The sequence below is a fragment of the Nocardia vinacea genome, assembly GCF_035920345.1.
GTDB lineage: Bacteria > Actinomycetota > Actinomycetes > Mycobacteriales > Mycobacteriaceae > Nocardia > Nocardia vinacea_A.
Genome location: NZ_CP109149.1, coordinates 3007905 through 3032901, shown reverse-complemented (window position 1 = coordinate 3032901; position 24997 = coordinate 3007905). Strand labels below are relative to the sequence as shown.

The window sequence follows — 24997 nt, the reverse complement described above, 5'->3', positions numbered from 1 at the left end:
AACGGGACGAATGCTCGTTAACCGATGTGCTCGCTGAGCTGGGCGAATGCAACGGTTTCGGGCGCACGCGATGTGTGCGTCGAGGAGAAGAGGAACAGCAGCTATGCCGATTGCTTCAGAGCCGGTGCCCGATTACGCCGCATGGCGCAAGGGCGTGGCGGGGGTACTGGCGAAGGCCCGCAGGGTCGACGTCGCCGAACTTCCGGAGGAGCCAGAAAAGCTGCTCGAGGAACAGACCTACGACGGTCTGACCATCGCCCCGCTGTACACCCGCGGGGATGAGCGGCCCGAACTGCCGTTGCCGGGCGAATATCCCTTCGTCCGTGGCCGCGACGCCACCAGGGATGTGCATCGCGGCTGGTATGTCAGCGCCTTCATCGGCGCGGCCGACGGCGCCGCGGCGAATCGCGAGATCCTGGCCGCGCTGGAGAACGGGATCAGTGCACTGTGGCTCGGCGCGGGCGAGCGCGGTGTGCCGGTGGCCGAACTGCCCGCGGCGCTGTCGGGTCTGCTGTTCGAACTGGCGCCGCTGACACTCGCCGCAGGTGACGCGGTTTCCGCAGCGGCACAACAAGTCTTCGCGCAGCTCGACGATTACCAGGTGGCGGACCGGACCGAAATTCGAGTCGCGCTGGGCGCGGCCCCGCTCACCAGTCGCTTCGCCGGTACCGCCGATATCGAACTGGCGGAGGCCATCGCCCTGGCCGGTGAGGCGGTGCAGCGTCCTGAGACGGTGCGCGCTATCACGGTGGACGGCACCGTCTTTCACGATGTGGGTGCCTCGGACGCGCAGGAGCTCGGTGCGGCGGTGGCCGCCGGCCTGGCCTACCTGCGGGCACTCGCCGAAGCCGGTCAGGACATCGCGGATGCCTTCGAGCAGTTGGAGTTTCGCTTCGCCGCGACCGACGACCAGTTCGCCACTATCGCGAAATTCCGTGCGGCCCGCCAGCTCTGGGCCCGTGTCGCGCATGTGTGCGGCGCACCCGCATTCGGTGATGCGCCGCAGCATGCGGTGACCTCCGCGGCGATGATGACCCAGCGTGACCCGTGGGTGAATATGCTGCGCACCACCCTCGCGGCCTTCGGCGCGGGAGTCGGTGGCGCGGAAACGGTTACGGTGCTGTCCTTCGATTCGGCGTTGCCGCCCGGTGAACTCGGCGTCTCGAAGTCGTTCGCCGACCGCATGGCTCGCAATACCCAGCTGCTGCTGCTCGAGGAGTCGCATCTCGGTCATGTGCAGGATCCGGGCGCCGGTTCCTGGTACGTCGAGGATCTCACCGCCGCACTCGCCGCCAAGGCATGGGAGTTCATGCAGGAGCTCGAGGCCGCGGGCGGTTACCTGGCCGCACTGGACTCCGGCCTGCTCGCCGAGCGGATCGCCGTGACCAGGTCGGCCCGGGATGCCGATGTGGCACACCGTAAGACGGCGGTCACCGGTGTCAACGAATTCCCGAACCTCGCCGAGCAGCCGCTGTCCGAGGCCGCGCGCCGGCCCGGACAGGTGGTTCGCTACGGTGCCGCCTTCGAGGCGCTGCGCAACCGCTCGGATGCCTACCTCGCGGCCAATGGTGCTCGACCGCGTGCGCTGCTGGTGCCGCTCGGGACGGTGGCCGAACACAATGTTCGGGTCACCTTCATCGCGAACCTGCTGGCCTCGGGCGGCATCGAGTCGATCAACCCCGGTCCCCTGGAGGTGACCGGAATCGGTACGGCGGCAACCGAATCCGGTGCCACGATCGCCGTATTATGTGGTTCGGACAAGCGTTACGCCGAGCAGGCGGGCCCGGCTGCCGAGCAGTTGCGGGCCGCCGGAATCGAGACGGTGCTGCTGGCCGGTGCGGAAAGGGCCGTCGCCGACCTGAGCGGCGCGCAGCGCCCCGACGGTTATCTCGCGGCCCGCATCGATGCGGTGGCCGCACTGTCCGACCTGCTGGAGAAGGTGGGAGCCTGATGACATTGAGTCATATCGACAAGCCGGGCGAAATCGACGAGCCGGGCGGCATCGAGCACCGGATCGGTAGTTTCGCCGAGGTGCCGCTGTCCGAACGTCCGGCCGAACCCGCCGACGTCGACTCCGCGCAGGTCGACGCCTACGTGCGCGCCGCCGCCGAGGCGAACAACTACACCCCCGAACAGCTGGTGTGGTCGACGCCCGAAGGTATCGACGTGCCACCGGTTTTCACCAAGGCCGATCGCGATGCCATCGCGGACGAAGGATATCCGCTCGACAGCGTGCCGGGCATCGCGCCGTTCCTGCGCGGTCCGTACCCGACGATGTATGTGAACCAGCCGTGGACCATTCGCCAGTACGCGGGCTTCTCCACCGCCGCGGATTCGAATGCCTTCTACCGCCGCAATCTGCAGGCGGGACAGAAGGGTCTGTCGGTCGCCTTCGACCTGGCCACCCACCGCGGCTACGACTCCGATCACCCGCGCGTCCAGGGTGACGTCGGGATGGCCGGTGTGGCCATTGATTCCATCCTCGACATGCGTCAGCTCTTCGACCACATCCCGCTGGATCAGGTCTCGGTGTCGATGACCATGAACGGTGCGGTGCTGCCGATCCTCGCGCTGTACGTGGTCGCGGCCGAGGAGCAGGGCGTCGCACCGGAACAGCTGGCCGGAACCATTCAGAACGACATTCTGAAGGAGTTCATGGTCCGCAATACCTACATCTACCCGCCCAAGCCCTCGATGCGGATCATCTCCGATATCTTTGCCTACACCAGCGCGAAGATGCCGAAGTTCAACTCGATCTCCATCTCCGGCTACCACATCCAGGAGGCCGGAGCCACGGCCGATCTGGAATTGGCCTACACCCTCGCCGACGGCGTCGAGTACATTCGTGCGGGTATCGCCGCGGGCATGGAGGTCGACAAGTTCGCGCCGCGACTGTCGTTCTTCTGGGCCATCGGCATGAACTTCTTCATGGAGGTCGCCAAACTCCGTGCGGGACGGCTGCTCTGGAGTGAGCTGGTCGCGAAGTTCGAGCCGAAGAGCGCGAAATCGCTGTCGCTGCGGACGCATTCGCAGACCTCGGGTTGGTCGCTGACCGCGCAGGACGCCTACAACAATGTGGCGCGTACCTGCATCGAGGCGATGGCCGCGACCCAGGGCCACACTCAGTCGCTGCACACCAATGCCCTCGACGAGGCGCTGGCCCTGCCGACGGACTTCTCCGCGCGCATCGCCCGCAATACCCAGCTGCTGATTCAGCAGGAGTCCAACACCACGCGCCCGATCGACCCTTGGGGCGGTTCGTACTACGTGGAATGGCTCACCCACCAGCTGGCCAACCGTGCCCGCGCGCATATCGCCGAGGTCGAAGCGCACGGCGGTATGGCGCAGGCGATCGGCGAGGGCATCCCGAAGCTGCGCATCGAGGAGGCGGCCGCCCGCACGCAGGCGCGCATCGATACCGGTCAGCAGCCGGTGATCGGCGTGAACAAGTACCAGGTCGAAGAGGATCAGCAGGTCGAGGTCCTCAAGGTCGAGAATTCGCGGGTGCGCGCCGAACAGATCGAGAAGCTGAACCGGCTTCGCGCCGAACGCGATTCGGCCGAGGTGGAACGGGCGCTGGCCGAATTGTCCCGTGCGGCAGCCTCTTCGGAGGGTGGCATGGAGAACAACCTGCTCGCGCTTGCCATCAATGCCGCGCGCGCCAAGGCCACCGTCGGTGAGATCTCCGATGCGCTGGAAAAGGTGTACGGCCGCCACCAGGCCGAGATCCGTACGCTCTCCGGTGTGTACCGCGACGAGGCCGGGAACGTGACCAATATCAGCAAGGCGATCGAACTCGTCGAGGAATTCGCCGAGGCGGAGGGGCGGCGCCCGCGCATCCTGGTCGCCAAGATGGGCCAGGACGGGCACGACCGAGGTCAGAAGGTGATCGCCACGGCCTTCGCCGACCTCGGCTTCGACGTCGATGTGGGCCCGCTGTTCCAGACCCCGGAAGAGGTGGCGCAGCAGGCGGCCGATAACGACGTGCACGTCGTCGGTGTGTCCTCGCTGGCGGCCGGCCACCTCACGCTGGTGCCCGCCCTGCGGCAGGCACTGGCCGATGTCGGGCGACCCGACATCATGGTCATCGTCGGCGGCGTCATCCCGCCCGATGACTTCGAGGAGCTGTACGCGGCGGGTGCGGCCGCGATCTTCCCGCCGGGCACCGTGATCGCCGACGCGGCGATCGATCTGCTGAAGAAGTTGGCTGGCGAACTCGGTCACGAGATCGGCGGCGGCAGCGGCCGATGACTTCAGCATCGCGCAGCGATCCCACGGAGGGTGGCGGTCGGGCGACGGTCGGGCGTCAGCGCGTCATTGATGTCGACGCACTCGCGCAGGCGGTTCGCTCTCAGGAGCGGGCCGCCGTGGCGCGGGCGATCACCCTGGTCGAGTCGACCAGGGCCGACCATCGGGAGTTGGCTCAGCGGCTACTGCTGCAGCTGACCCCGCCGACCGATACGGTCACTTCGAATCGTGTCGGTATCACCGGTGTTCCCGGCGTAGGCAAGTCGACGTTCATCGATGCGCTCGGTATGGATCTGATCGGCAAGGGGCATCGGGTCGCGGTGCTGGCCGTCGACCCGTCCTCCACTCGCACCGGCGGCTCCATCCTGGGTGACAAGACCCGCATGGCGCGACTGTCGTTGGAGCGCAACGCCTATATCCGTCCGTCGCCGACCGCGGGCACCCTCGGTGGTGTCGCCAAGGCGACCCGCGAGACCATTGTGGTGCTCGAGGCCGCGGGCTACGACGTCATCCTGGTGGAGACCGTCGGTGTCGGCCAGTCCGAGGTGACGGTCGCGAATATGGTCGACGTGTTCTGTTTTCTGACCCTGGCTCGCACCGGAGATCAGTTGCAGGGCATCAAGAAAGGCGTCCTGGAACTCGCCGACCTGGTTGCGGTGAACAAGGCCGACGGCAAGCACGAGATCGAGGCCAAGGCCGCCGCCCGCGAATTGGCCGGGGCGCTGCGCCTCATTCATCCGCACGACGCGCTCTGGCGCCCGCCGGTACTTACCATGAGCGGTCTGGAAGGCCATGGGCTGGACAAGTTCTGGGATACCGTCCTCGAACACCGCCGGGTGCTCACAGAGGCGGGTGAATTCGCCGAAAAGCGGCGTCGCCAACAGGTCGACTGGACCTGGACCATGGTGCACGACCAACTGCTGCGCCGCCTCGCGGAGAATCCGAGCGTCAAAGCCCTTCGCGCACAAGTGGAGAAGCAGGTGCGCGACGGAACATTGACCGCCGCACTGGCCGCCGAACAGCTTCTCGACGCCTTCGACAGTTGAGGTGGCGACAGCCCCGCCGCCGCAGTGCCGCGGGGTTGTCGCCTAGTACGTCAGACCGAATCGCCGTGGGCCTCGAGCAGGGTGCGCAGGGCGGTCGCGAGTTGCTTGCGCTGTGCGGGCGTGAGGGGTTCGAGCAGGCGAGCCTCGGTGTCGACGTGGTCGGGGAGTGCCGCATCGATGAGTTCGCGCCCCGCATCGGTGAGGGTGACGTGCACGCCCCGCCCATCGCGTTCGCTGCGCGCGCGGGTGACGAGGCCGCGTTCCTCCAGGCGGTCCAGACGTTGGGTGACACCGCCTGAGGTGATCATGGCCGAACGCATGAGTTCGGTGGGGGTGAGGCGATGGGGTGGGTCGCTGCGCCGCAGGGTGGCGAGCACATCGAAGGAGGCGGCGTCGAGTCCGTGCGCGGCGAAGGTCTTGCGTAGCTCGGCGCCGACCACCTGGGACAGTCTGGTCAATCTGCCGAGGACGGCCATCGGTGAGACGTCCAGGTCGGGACGCTGTACGCGCCATTGATCGAGCACCCGTTCGACATGATCTGTCACGACCGCAGCCTAGCGAATACCTCAGCGGTGAGGTATCTCATAGGCGGGAATTGCTTAACGCTAAGCTATGTTCCTTAGGGCCGAGTAATTGATCCAGATCCGGACGGAAGGCGAATCATTATGCGTATCACCGTATTCGGAGCGGCGGGCGATGTGGGCAGCCGAGTGGTAGCCGAGGCACTGGACCGTGGGCACGAAGTCACCGCGGTGGTCCGCGACCTCGCGCGGGCTGGTGCGGTACCCGCCGCGGCGACGTTGCGCACGGGTGATGCGGCGAACCTCGACGATGTCGTATCGCTGAGCGCCGGACAGGACCTCGTGATCACCGCGACCCGTCCAGCACCCGGTCGCGAACACGAACTGCCTGCCATCACCTCCGTGCTGTTATCAGGGTTGGCGCGCACCAGCGCGCGTCTGCTGGTGGTCGGCGGCGCGGCCACCCTGCTCGTACCCGGCGCCGATGCGCTGACGTTGCATGAAAGCCCGGATTTCCCGGTCGAATTGCGTGCCATCGCCCGCGCCTGCGCCGATCAACTCGCCATCTGCCGCGCCGAGACCGCCGCCGACTGGACGTACCTGAGCCCGCCCGCCGAACTGGTGCCGGGTCGGCGAACCGGCGCCTACCGGCTCGGCACGGATGAACTGCTCACGAATGCCGACGGAGTCTCGGCGATATCCATGGCGGATTTCGCGGTAGCGCTGCTCGACGAGGCCGAGCGGCCCGCGCACCGGCGGACCAGGTTCACCGTCGCATCGGTGTGAGATTCACGCGATTTCGAAGAGCCGTGCGGCATTTCGGTAGCAGACCTGCCGCAGCCAGGAATCACCCAGCTCCAGGCGCTCGAGCGCACTGATCGAATGCCCGTAGGAGTAAGGGATATTCGGAAAGTCGCTACCGAACAGGATGCGGTCGCTCAACGAGCGCAGCCTGCTGTGCTCGGCGGTCGGAAAGGGTGCGGTGGCCTCGGTGAAATCGGTCCACACCATCGTCGTGTCCAGGTATACACCCGGGTACTCCTCGGCGAGATCGAGGAATTCGGAGTACTCGGGTGTGCCCATATGCGCGATGATCAGCTGTAGGCGCGGATAGCGTTGCAGTAGACCGGCAATGGGCTCCGGTCCGGTGTACTCGCCGGGCGCGGGTCCGGAGCCGCAGTGGATCAGCACCGGTATCCCGGCGTCCTCGAGCATGCCCCACACCGGGTTCAACAACGGATCGCCGGGATGGAAATCGCCGACCTGCACATGCACCTTGAACACCCGGGCACCGCGCTCGATCGCCGCCTCCACATAACTGTCTGCGTAATGTTCGGGATAGAACGTCGCCGTGTGCAGGCAGTCCGGGGTGCGTTCGGCGAAATCGGCGGTCCATTCGTTGAGCCACGCCGCCATATCCGGCTTGTGCGGATACACCAGCGAGGTGAACGCGCGAACACCGAAGCCGCGCAATGTCTTCAAACGGACCTGCTCATCGTCGCGGTAGGCGATCGGCCACTCCCGGCCGACCAGCGGACCGGCCGAATCGAAGTACGCCCACACCTTGGCCATGACCTGTTCCGGCATGAAATGTGTATGGACGTCGATGATTCCGGGCAGGTCCAGCCGGGTGCGGAAATCGGTCAGGTAGGTATTGTCGTCGCTGTCACCGATCATCGAGCAGCCTCCTGCGGGTATACCGACCGCGCGAAGTCACCGACCCTGGTGATCAGTCGCTCGAAGAACACCTCCGGGTCGGTGCCGACCACGATGTCGGCGTTGGGTTCTCGGCCCCACATGCCCGCCCAGTCCGCCACCGTGGTGGCCCGGGTGATGGCGCCGACGAGTTCGACATCGACAGTGGCCGGTCGCGTTATGGCGAGCGACGGATCCAGCGCGACGGCCGCCGCGAACGGATCGTGCATATGCGCGAGATAGCCCTGGTCGTAGAGCTTGTGGAAATCGAAGTAGAAGCGGACCGCATCGGTGAAGTAACGCACGATCGGATTACTCGTCGCCGACCTGGCCTCCGGCGGATCGGTCTCCGAAACCAGCTCCGCGGGCAGACTCCCCGCGCGTTCGGCGAGCTGCGCCACATGCTTGGGCCGCATCTCGATGGTCTCGGTGATATCGAGCGCGCACACGATCGGCCGCCGATCGGCGGGGGCGGCGGAGAAGGCGTCGAAGACCTCCTTGGCCGCCTCCGGATCCACGTGCACATTCCATTCATTGGTCGGCGTGGTGTTGCCGGGGTGATTGAAGGCTCCGCCCATGATCACCAGCCGCCGCAGCAGTAGTGGCAGCCGGGGCTCGAGGCGAAGGGCGAGCGCCAGATTCGTCAGCGGTCCCGTGCAGAGCCCGATGATCTCGCCGGGAGCCCCGCGCACCAGATCGACCCACATCTCGGCCGCCGACCGGGCCGAGATCGGCCGAGCGGATTGCGGCAGTTCCGCATATCCGACCCCCTGCGGCCCATGTGTGTCCTCGGTGGTGCGCAGCGGGATCGCGAGCGGTTCCGCGGCACCCAGCGCGACCTCGATATCGGGTGCGCGGCACACATCCAGCCAGGCGAGATTGTTCGCCGCCACCTGCGGTGCGGACACATTGCCCGCGGTGGCGGCGATTCCCACGATCTCGGCCTCCGGGGAGGCGAGCAGGTAGAGCAGCGCGAGTGAATCATCGATCCCGGTATCGACGTCCATGACGATCTTCTGCCGCACCAGTCGAGCCTAGCGAGCGGACCGGGATGGCTCAGTAGGTGGGCAGCACGTAGTCGTCGGTACTCGACATCATCCGCAGCATTACCGGACGCATCACCCGCGAGGTCATGACCTTCATGCTCGTGCGGGCCATCCGTGTGCCGAGGCGAGAGGTGGGCAGCATCATCTTGATACCGCCACCGGGCAGCTCCTTGGCCTTGTCCAGGAAAGGTGTGACGACCTCCTCGTAGCGGGTCAGTGCTGTCGCGAGATCATCTGGCGCCGCCGCGATTTCACCGGCCAGGACGTACGCGCCGACGATGGCCATGGCAGTGCCCATACCGGTCATCGGGGAGCCACAGAAGCCGGAGTCGCCGAGCAGCGTGACCCGCCCGGTCGACAGCGACGGCATATCGACGCGCGCCAGCATGTCGAAATAGAAGTCCGGGGTCGTAGTCATCGCGTCGAGCACGGCCGGGGTCTCCCATCCGGCCTCGGCCAGCATGTCGTGGATGAGCCGCTGCTGCGCCGCGACATCTCGGCGCAGCGCCGGATCGGCCTCGGTGCGCAGGGTGATGATCGCCTTCGAGGTGGCCGGATCGGCATCCGGTCGAATCCCGATCCCGGCACTGGGCACCATATGCATCTTGAACCAGCCCGGCTCGGTTCCGGCGGGGGTCGGAATGGTGAAGAACGACATGTAGCCGCCGAGATAGGTGACGAACTGCTCCTCCGGTCCGAAGGCCAGCTGCCGGGTTGCCGAGTGCACACCGTCCGCGCCGACGACCAGATCGAAACGTTCGGTGCGCCCGGACGCGAAGTCGACCTCGACGCCGGTGTCGTCCTGACGCAGCGCCGCGATCCATTCGTCGTAGCGGTAATCGAGTTCACCGGCCGTACTGGCCAGTTCGGTGAGCAGTACCTGATTCAAATCGCCTCGGGTGATTTCGATTTCGGCCACCGGACCCTTGCCGTCGAACATCTCCGCGGGCATCCGGGCGAACTCTCGGCCACTTTCGTCGACGTAGGCCATGCCGCGCTCGTCGAGCTGGTACTTGCGGATGCCCGGCATGAGTCCCATCTGCTCGGCGACTTCGCGGCTCGGGCCGCGCAGGTCCACGGCCTGCCCACCCGGGCGTGGCTTCGGAGCGCGCTCGACGACGGTGGTTCGGATGCCCGCCCGCAGCAATTGCAGTGCGAGTGCGTTGCCTGCGATGCCGCCGCCGCTGATGAGGATGTGGGGGGATTTGATCATGACCGGGCCAATCGCTCGAACGAATGTGTCAGACGTATGTCTAACACGTGGTTGGCACGAATGTCTAGTACAAATGTCTGAGTCGAGTGTAAGCTGAGGTCATGGGAAACCGAGAAGATCTATTGGCGGGAGCGCGTAAGGCCATCATCGAACGTGGCGTGGCGAAGACGACCGCGCGCGATATCGCGGCGGCAGCGGGTGTCAGCCTGGCCGCGATCGGCTACCACTTCGGCTCGAAGGATCGGCTGATCACCGAGGCGCTCGCGGAGGCGCTCGGCAACGATATCGGCGATCGGATGGAGGCCTTGATCCGCGCAGGCGGTGGGCAGCCGCCGCTCGAGGCGTTCACGCAGATGTGGAACGCGATGCCGCAGGTCTTCGAGGACAACCGGGACGGCATGCTGGCCAGTCTGGAGAATCTGGTACGCGTCGCGCGGACGCCGGAATCGCGGACGTTCATGGACGAAAGCCTCAACGGTGCATACGAGGACATCGGTCGAGCGCTCAGGGAATCCCGTCCTGATCTCGATGCGGACACCGCCCAGGCGATAGGCGAGCTGTACTTCGTGCTGACGCAGGGCCTCGGCATCCTGTGGACGATCACCCGCGGCGGGAATCTGCCCGACGGCGCGCGACTGGCCAAGGCCATTGCGGCCCTGGCCGGCGAGTCCTGATCGGGCAGTGCCTGCCGGCGAACAGTGTGAGTTCTATCGGGTGTGCAGAGGCCACATCGGCCGGTCCGCGCCGTACCGCGGTGCGGGCCACGCGTAGTCCGGATATTCGGCGAGCACCGGCGCGGCGGTTGTGACATTGCCGTGGGTGACCGCCGCCATCGGACTCGGCGGCGCGGCCTGCGGATGACGCGGGGTCCGGTCGGGCGCGGTGAGCAGCCAGGACGCGGTGCGCGCCAATGCGACTCGGACATCGCGGCCGATACCGTCATGTGCGCGGGCGACCAGCGCGTCGATCACCCCGGCGGCGAGCAGATAGCCGGAGGCGTGGTCGAGTGCCTGCGCGGGCAGCGTCCCCGGCACCGCGGGTGCGCCCTCGACGACCGAAATACCGGCTGCGGCCTGCACGATGCTGTCGAATCCGCGCCGCCGACCCCACGGGCCGGATTCGCCCCATGCCGATATCCGGCCGTGTACGAGACCGGGACGACGGGCGGCGGTGAGGCCGGCGTTTTCCAGTACACCGGGTCGATATCCGGTGATCAGCACATCGGCCGCGGCGAGCAGCTCGTTGACCAGCGGCATGTGCCGGTGCAGATCGAGCAGCGTGGAGCGCTTGCCTTGGCAGGTGTCGTGGTATTGCCATGGGATCTCGGGTAGGTGCGGCGGGTCGATCCGCAGCACCTCGGCGCCGAGCAGCGCCAGGGTTCTGGTCGCGACGGGTCCGGCGATCACCCGGGTGAGATCGAGTACCCGGACCCCGCGCAACGGCTGCAATGGGGATGCACCGATCGGCAGGCCGAGTTCGCCACGGTCGATCCGGGTGTCGATCGCCACCAGCGGACCCGATGCGGCGGCCTGGCCCTGTGGGCTGTCCGCCCACTCCTGCTCGCTACGCACCTGGACCGCGATGGCGCCGTGCGCGGCCGCATGTTCCTCGATATCGCGGGCCCGGCTCATCGCCATCTGCGCGACCGCAAGATCGACGGGGGCGTCGTCGGGCAGTCCGAGCGAGGCGAGCAATCGCGCGCGATGATGCGGATAGTTGGCGTGGGTGCGGACCCAGCCGTCGAAGGTGGGAAAGAATCCCGACAGATCGGCGAATATCTTGGCGGGCGCACCGCCGACGCGCAGCAGGCGTTCACTGCAGAAGGCGGCGGTGATCCGGACCGGATCCAGTCGGTGCAGCACCGGATTCAGGTGGTGTGCGTCGCGGATTCGGTTCGCCGCCGCTGTCACCGCGGCCACCGATCCGGCGGCCAGCGCCCAAACCGGCAGCGCCGCAGCCAAACAGCTGCCCGGATCGGCGGCGGGGACGGTGCCGGAGGCCGGTACACCGATTCCGGCCTCGTAGTCGCGGACCAGCTGTTCGTGCGCAATCACGAGATCGAGAGTAGTTGTTGCGCCGCAGTAGTAGGGTCGGGGCCATGACGCCGCTGCAGCGTTATATCGCCGAAGAGATAGCCACCGACCATGCCGACGGGTTGATCGGCCGCCGGGAAGCGCTGCGCCGACTAGGAATGCTCGGGGTCGCCGCCACCGCCGCGGTCGCATTGCTCGCCGCCTGCTCCAGTAGCGGCGACCAGGCGAATACCGCGTCGACGGGCTCGAAACCCGCGGCCTCGTCGGCCCCGCCGGGTACCAGCGGCGCGGTCCCGGCCACCGCGATCACCTTTCCCGGACCGGAGGGTCGCCAGCTACAAGCCGCATGGGCGGCCGCGCCAGAGCCGCGCGGCAGCCTACTCGTCATCCATGAGAACAAGGGTCTCACCGACCATATCCGTTCGGTGACAGGACGTTTCGCGGGTGCCGGATACTCCGCACTCGCGGTCGACCTGCTGTCCGAACTCGGCGGTACCGCCGCCTTCACCGATCCGGCGGCGGCCACCGCCGAACTCGGCAAGATCGCGCCGGCACAGTTCACCGCCGATCTGCAGGCCGGGATTGCCGAGTTGGAACGCCGGGTGCCGGGAAAGAAGATCGGCACCACCGGATTCTGCTTCGGCGGCGGTCTGGTCTGGCTGCTGTTGGCCGCGGGAACGCCGAAACTCGCTGCGGCGACACCGTTTTACGGCCCCTTCCCGGAGAACGGGGATCTGTCCGGTTCGAAGGCTGCGGTACTCGGAATTTACGCCGCCAAGGACGAGCGGGTGATCGCCTCGCGCCCCACCGCGGAAGCGGCCCTGGATCGGGCGGGCCTCACCCATGAGATCTATGTCGCACCGAATGCGGACCACGCCTTCTTCAACGACACCGGACCGCGCTACAACCCGACCGCCGCCGCAGAGGTGTGGCAGCGGGTCCTGGATTGGTACGGCACATATCTCGGGTGAAGGAGAGCGACGTGGGCAAGGCCATTGCCGCGACGGACTGGCTGCGGGTTTTGCGCGCGCATCCCGCGCCGAGCCATCAACTGCTGTGTTTCCCGCCGGGTGGGGGAGCGGTCACGGCATATCGGGCACTGGCCGAATGCTTCGACAACGGCGTTGCCGTTGCGGCCGTGCAGTATCCGGGGCGGCAGGACCGGCTCGGTGAGTCCACCATCGGCGATATGGACACCCTCGTCGATCGAATCGTGGATGAGGTGCTGAATCAGGGCCCGGTGGAACAACTTTCGCTGTTCGGCCACAGCATGGGTGCGACCGTGGCCTTCGAAACCGCACGCCGCCTGGAACACAAGGGGCAACCGCTCACCGTGCTGTTCGTATCCGGTCGTCCCGCACCGACTTTCGTCGAGCAGGGCCGGCTGCATCTCGGCTCCGACGACGATCTGATCGGTGATCTGGAGCGCCTGGCGACCGATCCCGCGTCCGTCCAGATCCTGCGCGCCGAACCGAGCCTCGCCGAACTGGTACTGCCCGCGGTGCGCAGCGACTACCAGGCCATCGAGACCTACCGCTACCGCGAGGGCGCACCGCTGTCCTGCGCTGTGTCGGCGCTGGTCAGCACCGAAGACCCGACAATGAGGCCGGAGCAGGCCGAGGAATGGTGCGAGCACACCACAGGTTCCTTCGAGTACAAGGTGTTCCCCGGCGGTCACTTCTACCTGGATGACAAGGTCTCCGAGGTCGCCGACCTCATCGCCCGCACCCTCCACACATAGCCCACCCACGACACCACCACGCACGCCGCGACCAGCCCGCGCACCAATCCCAGCGCACTCTGCGGGTAGATCACCCCGGTCAGATAATGGTCGATGAACCCGCTCGGCGGCAGCCCCGCCATCCCGGCCCGATGCCGCGCCCAATTCTCCAAATACGTGAGCGGACAATCGTATCCGAACAGCACCGTGCTGAATCCCCACCCGAACGCGATCAGATGCAGCCAGATGGTGCGCGGCCACCGCCACGCCACGAACCCGCCGACCACCACGTACGCCACGAATACGAAATGCACCGCGGCGGTGGCATCGGCCAGCAGCCGATACAGCATATGCCCAGCGTAGCGCTGGATGCGTGCGGGCTCGGCCCCATTGGATCACCAGGGCGAGGGTTGGTAGTCCTTGAGGAAGCAGCCGTAGAGGTCGGTGCCGGTTTCGCCTTGGACGATGGGGTCGTAGACGCGGGCGGCGCCGTCCACCAGGTCCAGCGGCGCGTGGAAGCCCTCTTCGGCGAGGCGGAGTTTGGTGTAGTGCGGGCGTTCGTCGGTGATCCAGCCGGTGTCCACGGCCGTCATGAGGATGGCGTCCTGTTCGAACATTTCGCGGGCGCTGGTGCGGGTCAACATATTCAGCGCGGCCTTGGCCATATTCGTATGGGGGTGGCCCGCACCCTTGTACGCGCGGGAGAATTGGCCCTCCATCGCGGAGACGTTCACGACGTATTTGCGGCGGGCCGCGGCGGCGGCCATTGCCGGGCGCAGGCGGGAAACCAGAATGAACGGCGCCACCGAATTGCACAGCTGGACCTCGAGGAGTTCGGTCGGATCCACCTCGGCGACGGTCTGCACCCAGCTGTTGGTGTGGGCGAGATCCGGCACCAGACCACCGGCGTCGATGGCGATACCGCGCGAAATGCGTTCCGGCGTGGCCGATCCCGCGACCAGCGCCAGCTCCGCCACATCGACCGAGGACAGCGTCGGGGTCAGGGATGCGGTGAGTGCGGTGGGGTGCGCCTGCATGGTCTTACCGAAGGTCACCACATCCGGCAGCGCACCCGCGGGCAGCGGACCGGATTCGGCCTCGACCAGCGCGCTGTACGCACCGGGGGAGCGGCGCACGGTCTGGGCGGCATTGTTGATCAGGATATCCAGTGGTCCCTGTGCCGCGACATCATCGGCGAGCGCGACGACCTGCGCCGGATCCCGCAGATCAATGCCGACGATGCGCAGCCGGTGCAGCCAGTCGGCGCTGTCGTCCATGGCGGCGAAGCGGCGGATCGCATCGTTCGGGAAGCGGGTGGTGACGGTGGTGTGCGCACCGTCGCGCAGTAGCCGCAGCGCGATGTACATGCCGATCTTGGCGCGACCGCCGGTCAGCAGGGCACGCCGTCCGCCAAGATCGGTACGGGCGTCTCGTTTCGCATGGCTGCTGGCCGCGCAGTCCGGGCAGAGCTGGTGATAGAACGCATCGACGCGGGTGTAGCGCTGTTTGCAGATATAGCAGGGCCGCGGCCGGAACAGCGTGCCCGCGCTCGCACCCGCCGCATTCGAGGCCAGCGGAATGCCCGCGGTTTCGTCATCGATCCGATTCGGCGATCCGGTCGCGGTCGCCGCGACCACCGCTCGGTCCGCCTCGGCGACCGCATCCCTGGCCACGGTTCGCTTGCGCTGCTTCAATTTCTTGAACATATGGCCGACGGCGCGCTGCACCTTGACCGACGCCGGATCGTCCTTGTCCAACTGCCCGGCTTGCTCCAGCACCCGCAGGCAGATCGCCAGCTCATCGGGGTCGATGGCGGTGCCGCTCGGCGCTGGGGCGGTAGACGTCGACGCGGTGTTCTCGACCATCGGAATGCGGGTTTATCCTTCGTGAACTGGGAGGTTGACCCAGTCATTGTCGCATTCGAATGCGGACCGGTCGGCGCGGGCGGTCCCGCACCGACCGGACGCCGTCTATTTGCGCAGCTTGCTCATGGTCGAGGTAGCCGTCTTCTTCAGCAGATCGGTGACCTCGGACGCGCTGAGGATCTTGCCCGAAGACTTCGACGAACTGGACGAATACTGCGACCAGCTGATGTGGTAGGTGGCCCAGCCGTCGCGCATAGCCAGTGAGACATCGGCTGTCGGATCGTCCGATTTGTGCTTACCGGTGATCAGATACGCCTCGTCGCCGAGTCCGGAGATCTTGTCGACCTTCGCGTCCTTGCCGTATTCGCTCTGGGTCCAGGTCTCGTACGATGCGGTGAACTCCGGTCCCGGATTGGTCTGCTTGTGCACCTGCGCGCTGGTGTAGATCGAGGCGTAGTCGTACTTCTCGCTCGATCCGGACGGGGTGAAGCGGACATCGCACCCCATCGTATCTACCGCCGCGTGCTTGGAACCGTCGTGCTTCGGGTAGGTATTGCCCGAGGAATCGGTCTTCGACAGCGTGAAGCCCGCAGTGGTGTAGGGCGAGGTGTCGGTGATATCGCAGAGATTTGCGATGTACTTGTAGCCGCGCAGATCAGCGTCCTTGCTGATATCGGCCTTGCCCGCATCGAAGGCGCCGATCGCGAACATCGCCCCCGCCCATACGGCGGAGGTGATGACGACCGCGCCGAGCGCCCAAAGCCAGCCTTTGCCACCGGATTTGGGCGGCTGCTGATATCCGGGTGCCTGTTGCTGTAATCCGGGCTGTTGGAAACCCGATGCGCCCTGCGGGAATCCGGGCGCGGGTTGCTGGAACCCGGGCTGCGGGAATCCCGGTGCGGACTGCGGTGCTCCGGCTTGCGGGAATCCGGGTGTGGATTGTGGCGCCCCTCCCTGCGGGAATCCAGGCGCGGCCTGCGGCGTTCCCGGCTGCGGATATCCAGGCGAGGACTGGTGGTATCCCGGTTGCTGGTATCCGGTCCCCGATTGGTATCCGGCGGGTGTGACTTGTGGCGCTCCGGCCTGCGGGAATCCAGGCGCGGCCTGCGGCGTTCCCGGCTGCGGATATCCAGGCGAGGACTGGTGGTATCCCGGTTGCTGATATCCAGTCCCTGATTGGTATCCGGCGGGCGCGGCCCCCGGCTGATCGAACGACTGCCGAACCATCGTCGGATCAGCGGGCTGCTGCTCGGCTTGGCCTTGCGGTCCCACCACCGGAACCGCGGGCTGCGACGGCAGCTGATACCCCGGCTGCCCGACCATCGTCGGATCCGATTGTGAATACTGCGGTCCTTGCTGCTGCGGCTGTTCCTGCGCCCACCACGCGTCGTTGGGCTGGTTTTGTTGTTCCCCCGGTCCGGTCATGCGCGCAAAGTACCACCCCGTCCGATTTCCCGGCCACCCACCGCTGGTGGGATCTGCGTGGTCACTGCGGGATGCTGGCGTTCGCCGCGCGCAGATCCTCGACGAAGTTCGCGATGGCCTCGGCGACGAGCAGCGGCTCGGTCACCGGCAGCCAGTGATCGGCCGGAATCGGGCAGCGCCACAGTCGATCCACCCAACGTGCGCTGCCGTAGTAGAGGAACGGGGGCACCAGCACGTCGGTGGTGTCCACGACGAGTTGCACCGGAACCGCGGTGGTGCGCTCACGCGGCCGCAGCAGATGATGCGCCAGGTTGGCCATGGCGATCTGTGCGCCGGCGGCCAGATCCGTGCGCCAGGTCGGAGCGATCGGAGCGTACATCCGGGCAATGCCGCCGAGCTGTTCGATCAACCAGGTACGCACCCGCGGCGGATAGGCGATCCGTCGCGCCGCGGTCTGGGCCGTTCCGACTCCGTGCCGCCAGAATTTCCGGTCGGCGATCAGCTCCAGCGCTCGGCGCGGTTGACCGGCCAATTCGCGCAGTGTTATGCCGACGTGATCGAGATTCGGACCCGCGACGGCGGTGAACGAGGCGATCCGGGTATTGGCGCGTGGATCGCAGACCGCCTCCCACACCTGCACCGCACCCCAGCCGTGTCCACAGACGTGCACCGGCCGCTTCGGACTGATCGCATCGATCAGCGCGAAGAAATCCTCGGCCAGGTGATCGAGTCGATAGTCCTGCGGCACACCGGGTTTCGCCGATACACCGTGCCCGCGCACGTCATAGGCGATGACCCGGAAGCCGTCGGCCAGCAGCGTCGCCACCGCGGACCAGACCAGATGGGTATCGGACAGCCCGTGCACCAAGACGAGCGGTTCCGCGCTGCGATCGCCCCATTCGAAGACGGCCAGCTCACCATTCGCGCCGGGCACCGTGGAGCGGCGGTGTGGGCGCTGGATGCCGGTCGGGTCGGGGGAGTCGAGCTGTTCGGTCATCTGCTTGCCTCGATCGATGCGCTGGGTGCCGCGTGTACCGCCGGTACGTGATCCGATACTGACAGTACGTATTGCCCGAAGCAATGGATTGAAACCGCGCCCGGCTATGAGGTCGGTCACCCATAACCCAGGGCAATTCCGGCTCAACAGGGCGTACCGCCGGTACGTGTATGCTCCGGCCATGCCCCGTTCGGACAGATCTGCCAGATCAGCGCCGCGGACGATCACCCGCGAGGAGATCGTCGACGCCGCCATTCGGGTGATCGACCGGGACGGTCCGCGCCCCAGTATGGACGACATCGCCCGCGAAGCCCGGATCACCAAACCGCGGCTGTACCGCCAGTTCGCCGATAAGGCCGATCTCTACACCGAAATCGGCGACCGGATGGCCGGTTCCGTCGCCGCCGGTGCGGGCAACGATCTGACGCTGATGCTGCAACCGCCCCGGGTCGCGCTGCGCCGCGTGCTCGCCGGCTATGCCGACAGTATTCTCCAGCACCCCAACGTCTTTCGGTTCCTCGGCCAGGCGCACGTCACCCAGCACTCCGACGGTTCGGTACTGCAATTCGATCTCGGCCGCGCGGCCGCGAGCCGCGTCGCCGCCCAGGCACGTGAGATCGCCGAATCCATTCCGATCGATGCCTCCGGTATCGACTATCTGGCCCGCGCGGTCGTCGGCGTGGTCGTCGCGATCACCGACCTGTGGCTGGGTGACGCGGATCCCCGCCGTCCCGACGGCACCGCCGAATTCGTCGAGCAGGCAACCGAATTCGTCTGGGGTCTGGTCGATGGATTCCTGCGCCGACAAGGCATCTCGGCCGATCCAGATATCCCGATCTTCACCTCGCTCGCGGCCGCCAACCAGGCCCAGCGGCCGACCGGCTGATCCGCATTCTGCCAGGATGTGGTTCGGCCCCTCTTGACCTGATGAGTGGCGATCAGCGCTGGTGCCGGCTGCGATCGACCAGACTCGGTGACCGGACGCAGGGTCCGGCGGCTGCTGTCGACCCTGCAAGTCGGCTCATGGGTGGACGTTCCATACCCCGTGGCCGTACCTCGCTGCGGACGCGTCACAAATCGACTTCGTGCACTGCGGCACCGGCTCGCACTTCGAGGACCGCCAGCAGGACCATCCGACACACCGACATATCCGACATGTGTCCACGCAGGGTTATCACTGCGTGTGCCTCGGCTCGCCGGCATTCCTGGACGAGATCGACGAACGCCGGGGGCAGTGTCGCGTTCCGCGGTGGGGGCTCGCAAAACACGGCGCCCAGCTCGTAGCCGAGTGACCTGGCAGTGTCCCGCAGTCTGTCTTCGCTCGAATTCCGGTCCCGGTCACGGAGCAAATCGTCGCGCAAGTATCCGTATGCAAGAGGTAATAGTGCAGTTGTCATGGGATGATTCGGTTTCCGGTCGGTCGGCCACGGGAGATTACACTTCGGTCAGCCGGGATGGATTTGTCATCGCAGGGCGGCATATACGCACCTGTTCGCCGTCGACTCGGCAATGAAGTCGAGCTCGGCCGTCGCAACATTGTGTGGTTGAAGGTCTGCTGACGGCGTCGCCCAGACCTTCGTCTTCTGCACGGCAACCAGCATGGGCCGTGGGTATAGACCCCGCATCGGTAATGGACGTGGGCTATACCTATGGAAAGGCATCAGCAGGGCTCGCGAACGCAAGTATCACTGGGGTGGCCGGGAGGCTGACCTCGAAGAATGCCGATATGTGAGGGGAGCCGGGTCGTTCAGAACACCGTCCGTCCGCCAACTCGACGGCATCGACGTCGAACACACCTTCACCGACATGGCCTCCGGGAATGACACCACACGCCGTTAGCTGGACGAGCTGATCGCGTACGTCCGCGACGGGTTCGTCGTCCTCGCCGGTATGTTCATATCAGGGGAGGGTGGCGAGTTCGCTGACCACGAGGATCGGGCAGGTCGGACCGAGATCGGATTCGCCGGTCTCGACAGTCCCTGCTGTCAGCGCGGTCGTCGGGCAGCTTCACCTCGGACCTGGTCGGTGAATCCACTGGGGATGTGCTCGGATATGTCCGCACGTGAAGTGATGGCCAGTTTATGGAAAATCGCCGCGATTTGGGCGTCGACAGTGCGGGACGACTTTCCACGGCGAAAGGCAATGTCGATGTTGGTCCACCCGGCCGCGGCCAGGATCGCGACCTGTTGTTCGGTCCGGGTCAATTCGTACCAGTGCGATGTGGCGGCCGCGTCCGCTGCAGTATCGATGGTCAGTGTGCCCAGTGCCAGCCGTTGCACTTCGTTTCGTTCCGGACGCAGACGCATGCCTCGGGTTTCTGCCGCAGCGAAGGCGTCGGGCCCCAGTACCTGGCGGGCGACAGCGATAGCTTTTTCGGATTCGTCGAAGAGGGGACCAGACGCCTTGAAGTCGATGCCGAGCTTGGCTCGTAGGGTTGTGGTGCCGCCGGCCAAGTGGGCGATTTCGGTGGCCAGGGCAATCAGTTTCTTGCGGTCGGGTTTTCCGGCCACGATCGAGTTGGTGATGATGTGCGCCAATGACCAGGTGCGGTATTGCACCAACCACACCGCGGCCCATTGCTCGTTGGTGGCGAGGTGATACGCCAGCGAGGATCGTTCGAGAGCCAGTGCATCGGTGGGGTTGCCGTGTAGGGTCAGGGCTGCCGCCCTGGCGAGGTCGGCGCAAGCCCTTTCCCATGGAATTCCGGAAATGGTCGCGCGCTCGAGGTAACGCTGAGTGATCTCGTGGGCTTGCAGCGCGGTTCCCAGCATGCCCGCGGCCAGGGCAGCGAACAGCTCGTTCATTGAGGCGGCGCCGTGGTCGCCGTAGGCCTCGAATTTATCTCTGGCTCGGCTCAGGACGGTGATGGCGCGGGCGTCACGGCGCGCGAATATGAGCTCCGCACCCCATGCGAATTCGACTGGAGCGGGCAGCCCGATGTCGGTCTCGGCGGTGTCTCGCCAGTTCCGCCTGATGTCTGGGTCGGGGATGCAGGCGGAAACGCAGTCATCGAGCAGCTGTTCGGCATCCTCGTGGGTGCCTTGGAGCGTGGCGAGCCATGCGATGGTGGCCATGGCCCCGATCTGGAGTTCGATGGGTTGCGGGGTTGCTGCCCGGGTGGCGTCGAGGCAGCGTAGGGTCCATTGGCGTATTTCTCGTACGGAGCCGCTGGTGAAGCACACCTGCAGTGTGATCAGCCCGAGACAGATCTCCAGACCGTCTCCGGCTCGGCCCGGGGTGGTGATGCTGGTTTCTATCGCGGTGAGGGTGTTGGCCCAGACCGTCCGGGCCCAGTCCACCAGGGCTTGCCCTTCGGGATCGAACCAGTTGGCTGCGGCGTAGGCGATCCTGTCGTGGTAGTAGCGGCAGTGCCGCTGGGCCAAGCGAGTGGGTTCGTCCACCGCGGCGGTGGAGCGCTGGCGCAGTCGCTGCTGGGCGAATACCCGCAGGCTCTCCACTAGTGAATACCGCACCGTGGTCGCCGTCCTGTGCGTCGTGACCAACGATTGATCGACAAGCCGCTCGAGCAGGCCCTCGATCTCCTGCCGGGTCAGGGGCACTTGGGTATCGCTGGTTTCGTCGTCGCAGCAGATTGTCTCGATGGCGTCCAGTTCGGCACCCACATCCGGTGCAGCCTCTGTGGTGTCGTCGGGATTGGTGTCGTAGCCGGCGGCGAACACCGACAGGCGGTCGAAGAGCAGACGTTCCTTGTCGCTGCACAGCTCGTAGGACCAGGAGATGACGTCGACGACTCCTCGATGGCGCGGGTCGGCGCCCACGCGGGGGCCATGCGACCAACTCAGTCGAGTGTCATCAGCGTGGCCGGTGAGCCCGTGCAGAATCGCGGCCAACGGTTGGCGAAGCAGGCGTGCGGCGGCCAACTGGATGTAGAGGGGATGGTTGTGGACGTGGTGGCAGATCTCGGCGGCGGTGGTGGTCTGGTCTTTGCCGGTGACGGGATGTTCGGTGAGTTCGGCGCGTTGCCGAAATAGGGCCAGGGCCTCGCGCTGCGATAGCGGCGGAACGGTGATCAGGTGTTCGTCGAGCCAGCCGATGGGTTCTCGGCTGGTGGCCACGATGCTCAGCCCCGGTACCGTCTCGATGAGGTCGGCGATCAGGGGCCCGACACCGGAGAGTACGTGCTCGCAGTTGTCGAGCACCAGCACGGTGTGCGTGGCACGTCCGGTGGTGTCGGTTGGGGTGAGGGTGTCGACCAAGGCGTCCCAGGCCGATCGCCCGGAGAAATCCGCCTCGATCACTGCATGGGCGACTTCTTCCGCGACCGCGGTCGAATCCGAATCCGGAGTCAGTCGAGCCAATCGCACCCAGCACGCTCGTGTTTTCCTGGCTTCGGTTTTACCGCAACGGCGCAACGCTTCGACGGCCAGACGAGTCTTCCCGATGCCACCGGGGCCGGTGAGGGTGATCAACCGGGCTGGGCCCAGCAGTAGGGTACTGATCTTCTCCAGCTCGCGGTCTCGACCGATAAAGCTGTAGGTAACAGCGGGTAGGCTGCCTACACCTTCCCGGCGCCTGACATCCATACCATACGATTGTAGGCCCTGCACCCCGGGCTGAATCCCCGTCATCAGCGCCACCTGACGGTGCGAAATCGCCGCAACTTATCGCTGTGAGTCAGTGCGACGCGCTGGAACTTCTATCTGTTCGCCGTTACCGCCGGTGCAGTCATCCCGGGTGTGACCACCCGCATGCCTCCTTCGGGATTCGGGCCACGGACGCCTCGACCAGCCTCGTCCTCGCTTTGTTGACATTATGCCAATAGTGCGCCAATCTGATGACGAGACGCGGGTGCGACAGGCCCGCGCCCGCGGCAGGAGCGACGGGCCCGCAGGCGGTAGCTTGCGTGACCACGCAGGGGCCCCGTGAGTACCGCAATTCGACACCGAGCAAAGGATTTCTGCGATGGCACGCGCGGTATGGAGTGACGACGAGGTCGAGGCAGTCCGGGAACTGGCGCGAAATTTTTTCGAAAAGGAGGTCGTCCCGCACGAGGAGAAGTTCGTCGCGCAGGGACATCCCGACCGCGCCCTGTACAACCGGGCCGGCGAACTCGGCCTGCTGTGTACCGCGACCCCGACCGAATACGGCGGCGGCGGCGGCACTTTCGCGCACGAGGCCGCCATCATCGAGGAACAGGCCTTCGCGGGTGACGGCTCGATGGGTATGGCCGTGCACACCTCGATCATCGCGCCTTATATCCAGCACTTCGGTACCGAAGACCTCAAGCGGCGGGTGCTGCCCAAGGCCGCGACCGGCGAAATGGTGCTCTCCATCGGCATGACCGAACCGGGCACCGGCTCGGATCTGCAGAACATCAAGACCCGTGCGGTCCGCGAGGGCGACGAATACGTCATCACCGGCTCGAAGATCTTCATCACCAACGGCTGGCTCTGCGACGGCATCCTCATCGCCGCCAAGACCGATCCGACCAGGGGCGCGGCGGGCGTTTCGCTGATCTTTGCCGAGGTGGGTGACGACACTCCAGGCTTCAAGCGCGGCCGCATTCTGAACAAGATCGGCGGCAAGGCCCAGGACACCGCGGAGCTGTTCTTCGACGGACTACGCGTGCCCGCCTCGAATCTGCTCGGCGAGGCCGAGGGCCAGGGCTTCTATCAGATGATGCAGCTGCTGGCCCAGGAACGATTGGTCACCGGCATCATCGCTGTCGCAATGATGGAGAAGGCGGTGCAGTTGACCGTCGACTACACCAAGGGGCGCGAGGCCTTCGGTAAGCCGCTGTTCGCGATGCAGAACACCAAATTCGAGATGGCCGAATGCGCGACCATCGCCAAGGTCAGCCGGATCTTCCTCGACGACTGCATCGGCAAACATCTGCGCGGCGAACTGGATATTCCCACGGCTGCGATGTCGAAGTATTGGTTGACCGACCAACTCGGTATTGTGGTCGATCGCTGCCTGCAACTGTTCGGCGGCTACGGCTACATGACGGAGTATCCGATTTCCCAGCTCTACACCGGTGCCCGCGTGCTGCGCATCCTCGCGGGCAGCAACGAGGTTATGAAGGATCTCATTGCCAGGTCACTCTGAGGTCACCGCTAGCGATCGCTTGCCGGTCGCTCGAAACGACACCGAGGCGCAGCCACGCAGGCGCAGGCTGGAACCGGACGAGCGACGCGCACAGATCCTGGAGTGTGCGATCGACATGTTCGGCGAGCGGCCCTACGCGGCGGTTTCCACCGCGGAACTCGCGCAGCGTGCCGGGGTCGCGCGCGGGCTGATCAACCATTACTTCGGCAATAAGCGCGACCTGTATCTCGCGGTCGTGCGCCGGATGGTTACCCTGCCGCGCCTGGACGATATGGTCGCGCCGACCGGCACCGATCGCGAACGCGTCGATGCGAGTGTGCACTGGCTGCTGGATGTGATCTCCGAACACGGCAGCACCTGGGTCAAGGTGACCAGTCACGAGGGCGTAGGTGACGATCCCGAGGTGCAGCAGATCCTGGATCAGGCCGATGACGCGGCCGCCGAGCGGATGCTGCTGATGGTCGGGCGCGCGGATTCGGCGCACAGTGCGCAATTGCGCGCCATGGTCCGCGCATTCGGTGGGTTGGTGAAAGTCGCGGGCCGAGAATGGATCACCCGCGGCGCCCTCACCCGCGAGCAGGTGCACGCGCTGCTGTCCGACATGCTGATGACACTGGTGACCGAAACCATGCCGAAGGTGGATCCCGGGCACTAACTGTGCGGCGTGGGCTATTTCGGCAATTCCCAAGGCCTTTCACCCGGCGCGATCCTGCGCTCGGTGGCGCTGTAGCGGACGCGCCGCACATGCCCGGGGGCGTGCCCGTTGCGGCCGTACTTCCGCTCGATCACTTCCTCGCGGCGGTGCTCGACCAGCAGTGCGCCGATTCCGGAGATCCACAGTGCGGCGGTCACTATCGCACCGATCTGGGTCCAGCCGATGAAGCCGTAACCGGCCGCGGTGAGTGTGCACGCCATGGCGACGATGCCGAGCGCGCACAGAATGATGCCGGGCACGTTGTAGTCGTCACCGAGTAGATCGCCCGCGTGGGAATGCCACGGCCGCCCTTGTTGTCCTTTCGAACCGGATTCACCGCGCATGCATCCCTCCTCTGCTGACGTCACCGCATGGCTCGGTCCCGAGACCAGCATGTACCTCGACGGCGCGTGGCGCGAGTGGTG

21 protein-coding genes are annotated in these 24997 nt (G+C 66.0%); 10 read left to right on the top strand and 11 right to left on the bottom strand.

What is annotated here, in order from left to right; all coding sequences use genetic code 11:
* Positions 1-103: 103 nt before the first annotated feature.
* The 3 genes from OIE68_RS13955 to meaB are packed head-to-tail and all read left to right on the top strand — an operon-like array spanning position 104 to position 5294.
* On the top strand, positions 104-1951 hold the full coding sequence (locus OIE68_RS13955) for a methylmalonyl-CoA mutase family protein (RefSeq protein WP_327099804.1): 1848 nt from the start codon (positions 104-106) through the stop codon (positions 1949-1951).
* Entirely contained in the window at positions 1951-4251 is a 2301-nt protein-coding gene (gene scpA / locus OIE68_RS13950; RefSeq protein ID WP_327099803.1) for a methylmalonyl-CoA mutase, read from the top strand. The genes OIE68_RS13955 and scpA overlap by 1 nt, the downstream gene beginning before the upstream one ends.
* A complete protein-coding gene (gene meaB, locus OIE68_RS13945; RefSeq protein WP_327099802.1) occupies positions 4248-5294 on the top strand; it encodes a methylmalonyl Co-A mutase-associated GTPase MeaB in 1047 nt (348 codons plus the stop codon). Before scpA ends, meaB begins: the two co-directional genes overlap by 4 nt.
* A gap of 50 nt (positions 5295-5344) precedes the next feature.
* Here meaB and OIE68_RS13940 read toward each other — a convergent pair whose 3' ends face one another.
* Positions 5345-5839 (bottom strand): MarR family transcriptional regulator, encoded by a 495-nt coding sequence (locus tag OIE68_RS13940; protein WP_327099801.1) that lies wholly within the window; start codon positions 5837-5839, stop codon positions 5345-5347.
* Between the two features lie 120 nt (positions 5840-5959).
* On the opposite strand from OIE68_RS13940, the gene OIE68_RS13935 reads away from it, so the two are divergent.
* A complete protein-coding gene (locus OIE68_RS13935; RefSeq protein WP_327099800.1) occupies positions 5960-6601 on the top strand; it encodes an NAD(P)-dependent oxidoreductase in 642 nt (213 codons plus the stop codon).
* Positions 6602-6604: 3 nt separating this feature from the next.
* On the opposite strand, the gene OIE68_RS13930 is transcribed toward OIE68_RS13935, so the two are convergent.
* Genes OIE68_RS13930 through OIE68_RS13920 form a run of 3 tightly spaced genes read right to left on the bottom strand, consistent with a single transcriptional unit; the run spans position 6605 to position 9769 of the window.
* Positions 6605-7492 (bottom strand): amidohydrolase family protein, encoded by an 888-nt coding sequence (locus OIE68_RS13930; RefSeq protein ID WP_327099799.1) that lies wholly within the window; start codon positions 7490-7492, stop codon positions 6605-6607.
* A complete protein-coding gene (locus OIE68_RS13925) occupies positions 7489-8517 on the bottom strand; it encodes a nucleoside hydrolase (RefSeq protein ID WP_419150768.1) in 1029 nt (342 codons plus the stop codon). The genes OIE68_RS13930 and OIE68_RS13925 overlap by 4 nt, the downstream gene beginning before the upstream one ends.
* Positions 8518-8566: 49 nt before the next feature.
* Positions 8567-9769 (bottom strand): FAD-dependent monooxygenase, encoded by a 1203-nt coding sequence (locus OIE68_RS13920; protein WP_327099798.1) that lies wholly within the window; start codon positions 9767-9769, stop codon positions 8567-8569.
* Between the two features lie 101 nt (positions 9770-9870).
* Here OIE68_RS13920 and OIE68_RS13915 point away from each other — a divergent pair, with 101 nt between their 5' ends.
* On the top strand, positions 9871-10443 hold the full coding sequence (locus tag OIE68_RS13915) for a TetR/AcrR family transcriptional regulator (protein WP_327099797.1): 573 nt from the start codon (positions 9871-9873) through the stop codon (positions 10441-10443).
* 33 nt (positions 10444-10476) lie between these two features.
* Here OIE68_RS13915 and OIE68_RS13910 read toward each other — a convergent pair whose 3' ends face one another.
* A complete protein-coding gene (locus OIE68_RS13910) occupies positions 10477-11823 on the bottom strand; it encodes a CoA transferase (protein WP_327099796.1) in 1347 nt (448 codons plus the stop codon).
* Between the two features lie 44 nt (positions 11824-11867).
* Between OIE68_RS13910 and OIE68_RS13905 the strand changes: the two genes are divergently transcribed.
* Positions 11868-12773, top strand: a complete 906-nt coding sequence (locus OIE68_RS13905; protein ID WP_327099795.1) for a dienelactone hydrolase family protein — start codon at positions 11868-11870, stop codon at positions 12771-12773.
* Between the two features lie 11 nt (positions 12774-12784).
* Positions 12785-13543 (top strand): thioesterase II family protein, encoded by a 759-nt coding sequence (locus tag OIE68_RS13900; protein ID WP_327099794.1) that lies wholly within the window; start codon positions 12785-12787, stop codon positions 13541-13543.
* Here the strand turns inward: OIE68_RS13900 and OIE68_RS13895 are convergent.
* The 4 genes from OIE68_RS13895 to OIE68_RS13880 form a co-directional block, all read right to left on the bottom strand.
* Positions 13483-13872, bottom strand: a complete 390-nt coding sequence (locus tag OIE68_RS13895; RefSeq protein ID WP_327099793.1) for a DUF2784 domain-containing protein — start codon at positions 13870-13872, stop codon at positions 13483-13485. The genes OIE68_RS13900 and OIE68_RS13895 overlap by 61 nt on opposite strands.
* Before the next feature lie 45 nt (positions 13873-13917).
* Positions 13918-15387, bottom strand: coding sequence for an SDR family NAD(P)-dependent oxidoreductase (locus OIE68_RS13890; protein WP_327099792.1), 1470 nt, complete (start codon positions 15385-15387; stop codon positions 13918-13920).
* A gap of 105 nt (positions 15388-15492) precedes the next feature.
* Positions 15493-16812, bottom strand: a complete 1320-nt coding sequence (locus OIE68_RS13885) for a hypothetical protein (RefSeq protein ID WP_327099791.1) — start codon at positions 16810-16812, stop codon at positions 15493-15495.
* Positions 16813-16873: 61 nt separating this feature from the next.
* Positions 16874-17809: an alpha/beta fold hydrolase gene (locus tag OIE68_RS13880; RefSeq protein ID WP_327099790.1), complete on the bottom strand. Its 936-nt coding sequence runs from the start codon at positions 17807-17809 to the stop codon at positions 16874-16876.
* 181 nt (positions 17810-17990) lie between these two features.
* Between OIE68_RS13880 and OIE68_RS13875 the strand changes: the two genes are divergently transcribed.
* Positions 17991-18695 (top strand): TetR/AcrR family transcriptional regulator, encoded by a 705-nt coding sequence (locus OIE68_RS13875; RefSeq protein ID WP_327099789.1) that lies wholly within the window; start codon positions 17991-17993, stop codon positions 18693-18695.
* A 1099-nt stretch (positions 18696-19794) separates the two neighbouring features.
* Here the strand turns inward: OIE68_RS13875 and OIE68_RS13870 are convergent.
* The gene (locus tag OIE68_RS13870; RefSeq protein ID WP_327099788.1) at positions 19795-22353 is read right to left on the bottom strand and encodes an ATP-binding protein; all 2559 of its coding nucleotides are present in this window, start codon (positions 22351-22353) and stop codon (positions 19795-19797) included.
* A 379-nt stretch (positions 22354-22732) separates the two neighbouring features.
* On the opposite strand from OIE68_RS13870, the gene OIE68_RS13865 reads away from it, so the two are divergent.
* Together OIE68_RS13865 and OIE68_RS13860 are read left to right on the top strand one after the other, a co-directional pair.
* Positions 22733-23878, top strand: coding sequence for an acyl-CoA dehydrogenase family protein (locus tag OIE68_RS13865; protein ID WP_327099787.1), 1146 nt, complete (start codon positions 22733-22735; stop codon positions 23876-23878).
* Positions 23862-24533 carry a TetR/AcrR family transcriptional regulator gene (locus OIE68_RS13860; protein ID WP_419150702.1) on the top strand — a complete coding sequence of 224 codons (672 nt, stop codon included), beginning with the start codon at positions 23862-23864 and terminating at the stop codon, positions 24531-24533. The genes OIE68_RS13865 and OIE68_RS13860 overlap by 17 nt, the downstream gene beginning before the upstream one ends.
* Positions 24534-24547: 14 nt before the next feature.
* Here the strand turns inward: OIE68_RS13860 and OIE68_RS13855 are convergent, their stop codons facing one another.
* On the bottom strand, positions 24548-24916 hold the full coding sequence (locus OIE68_RS13855; protein WP_327099786.1) for a hypothetical protein: 369 nt from the start codon (positions 24914-24916) through the stop codon (positions 24548-24550).
* Positions 24917-24997 lie beyond the last annotated feature (81 nt).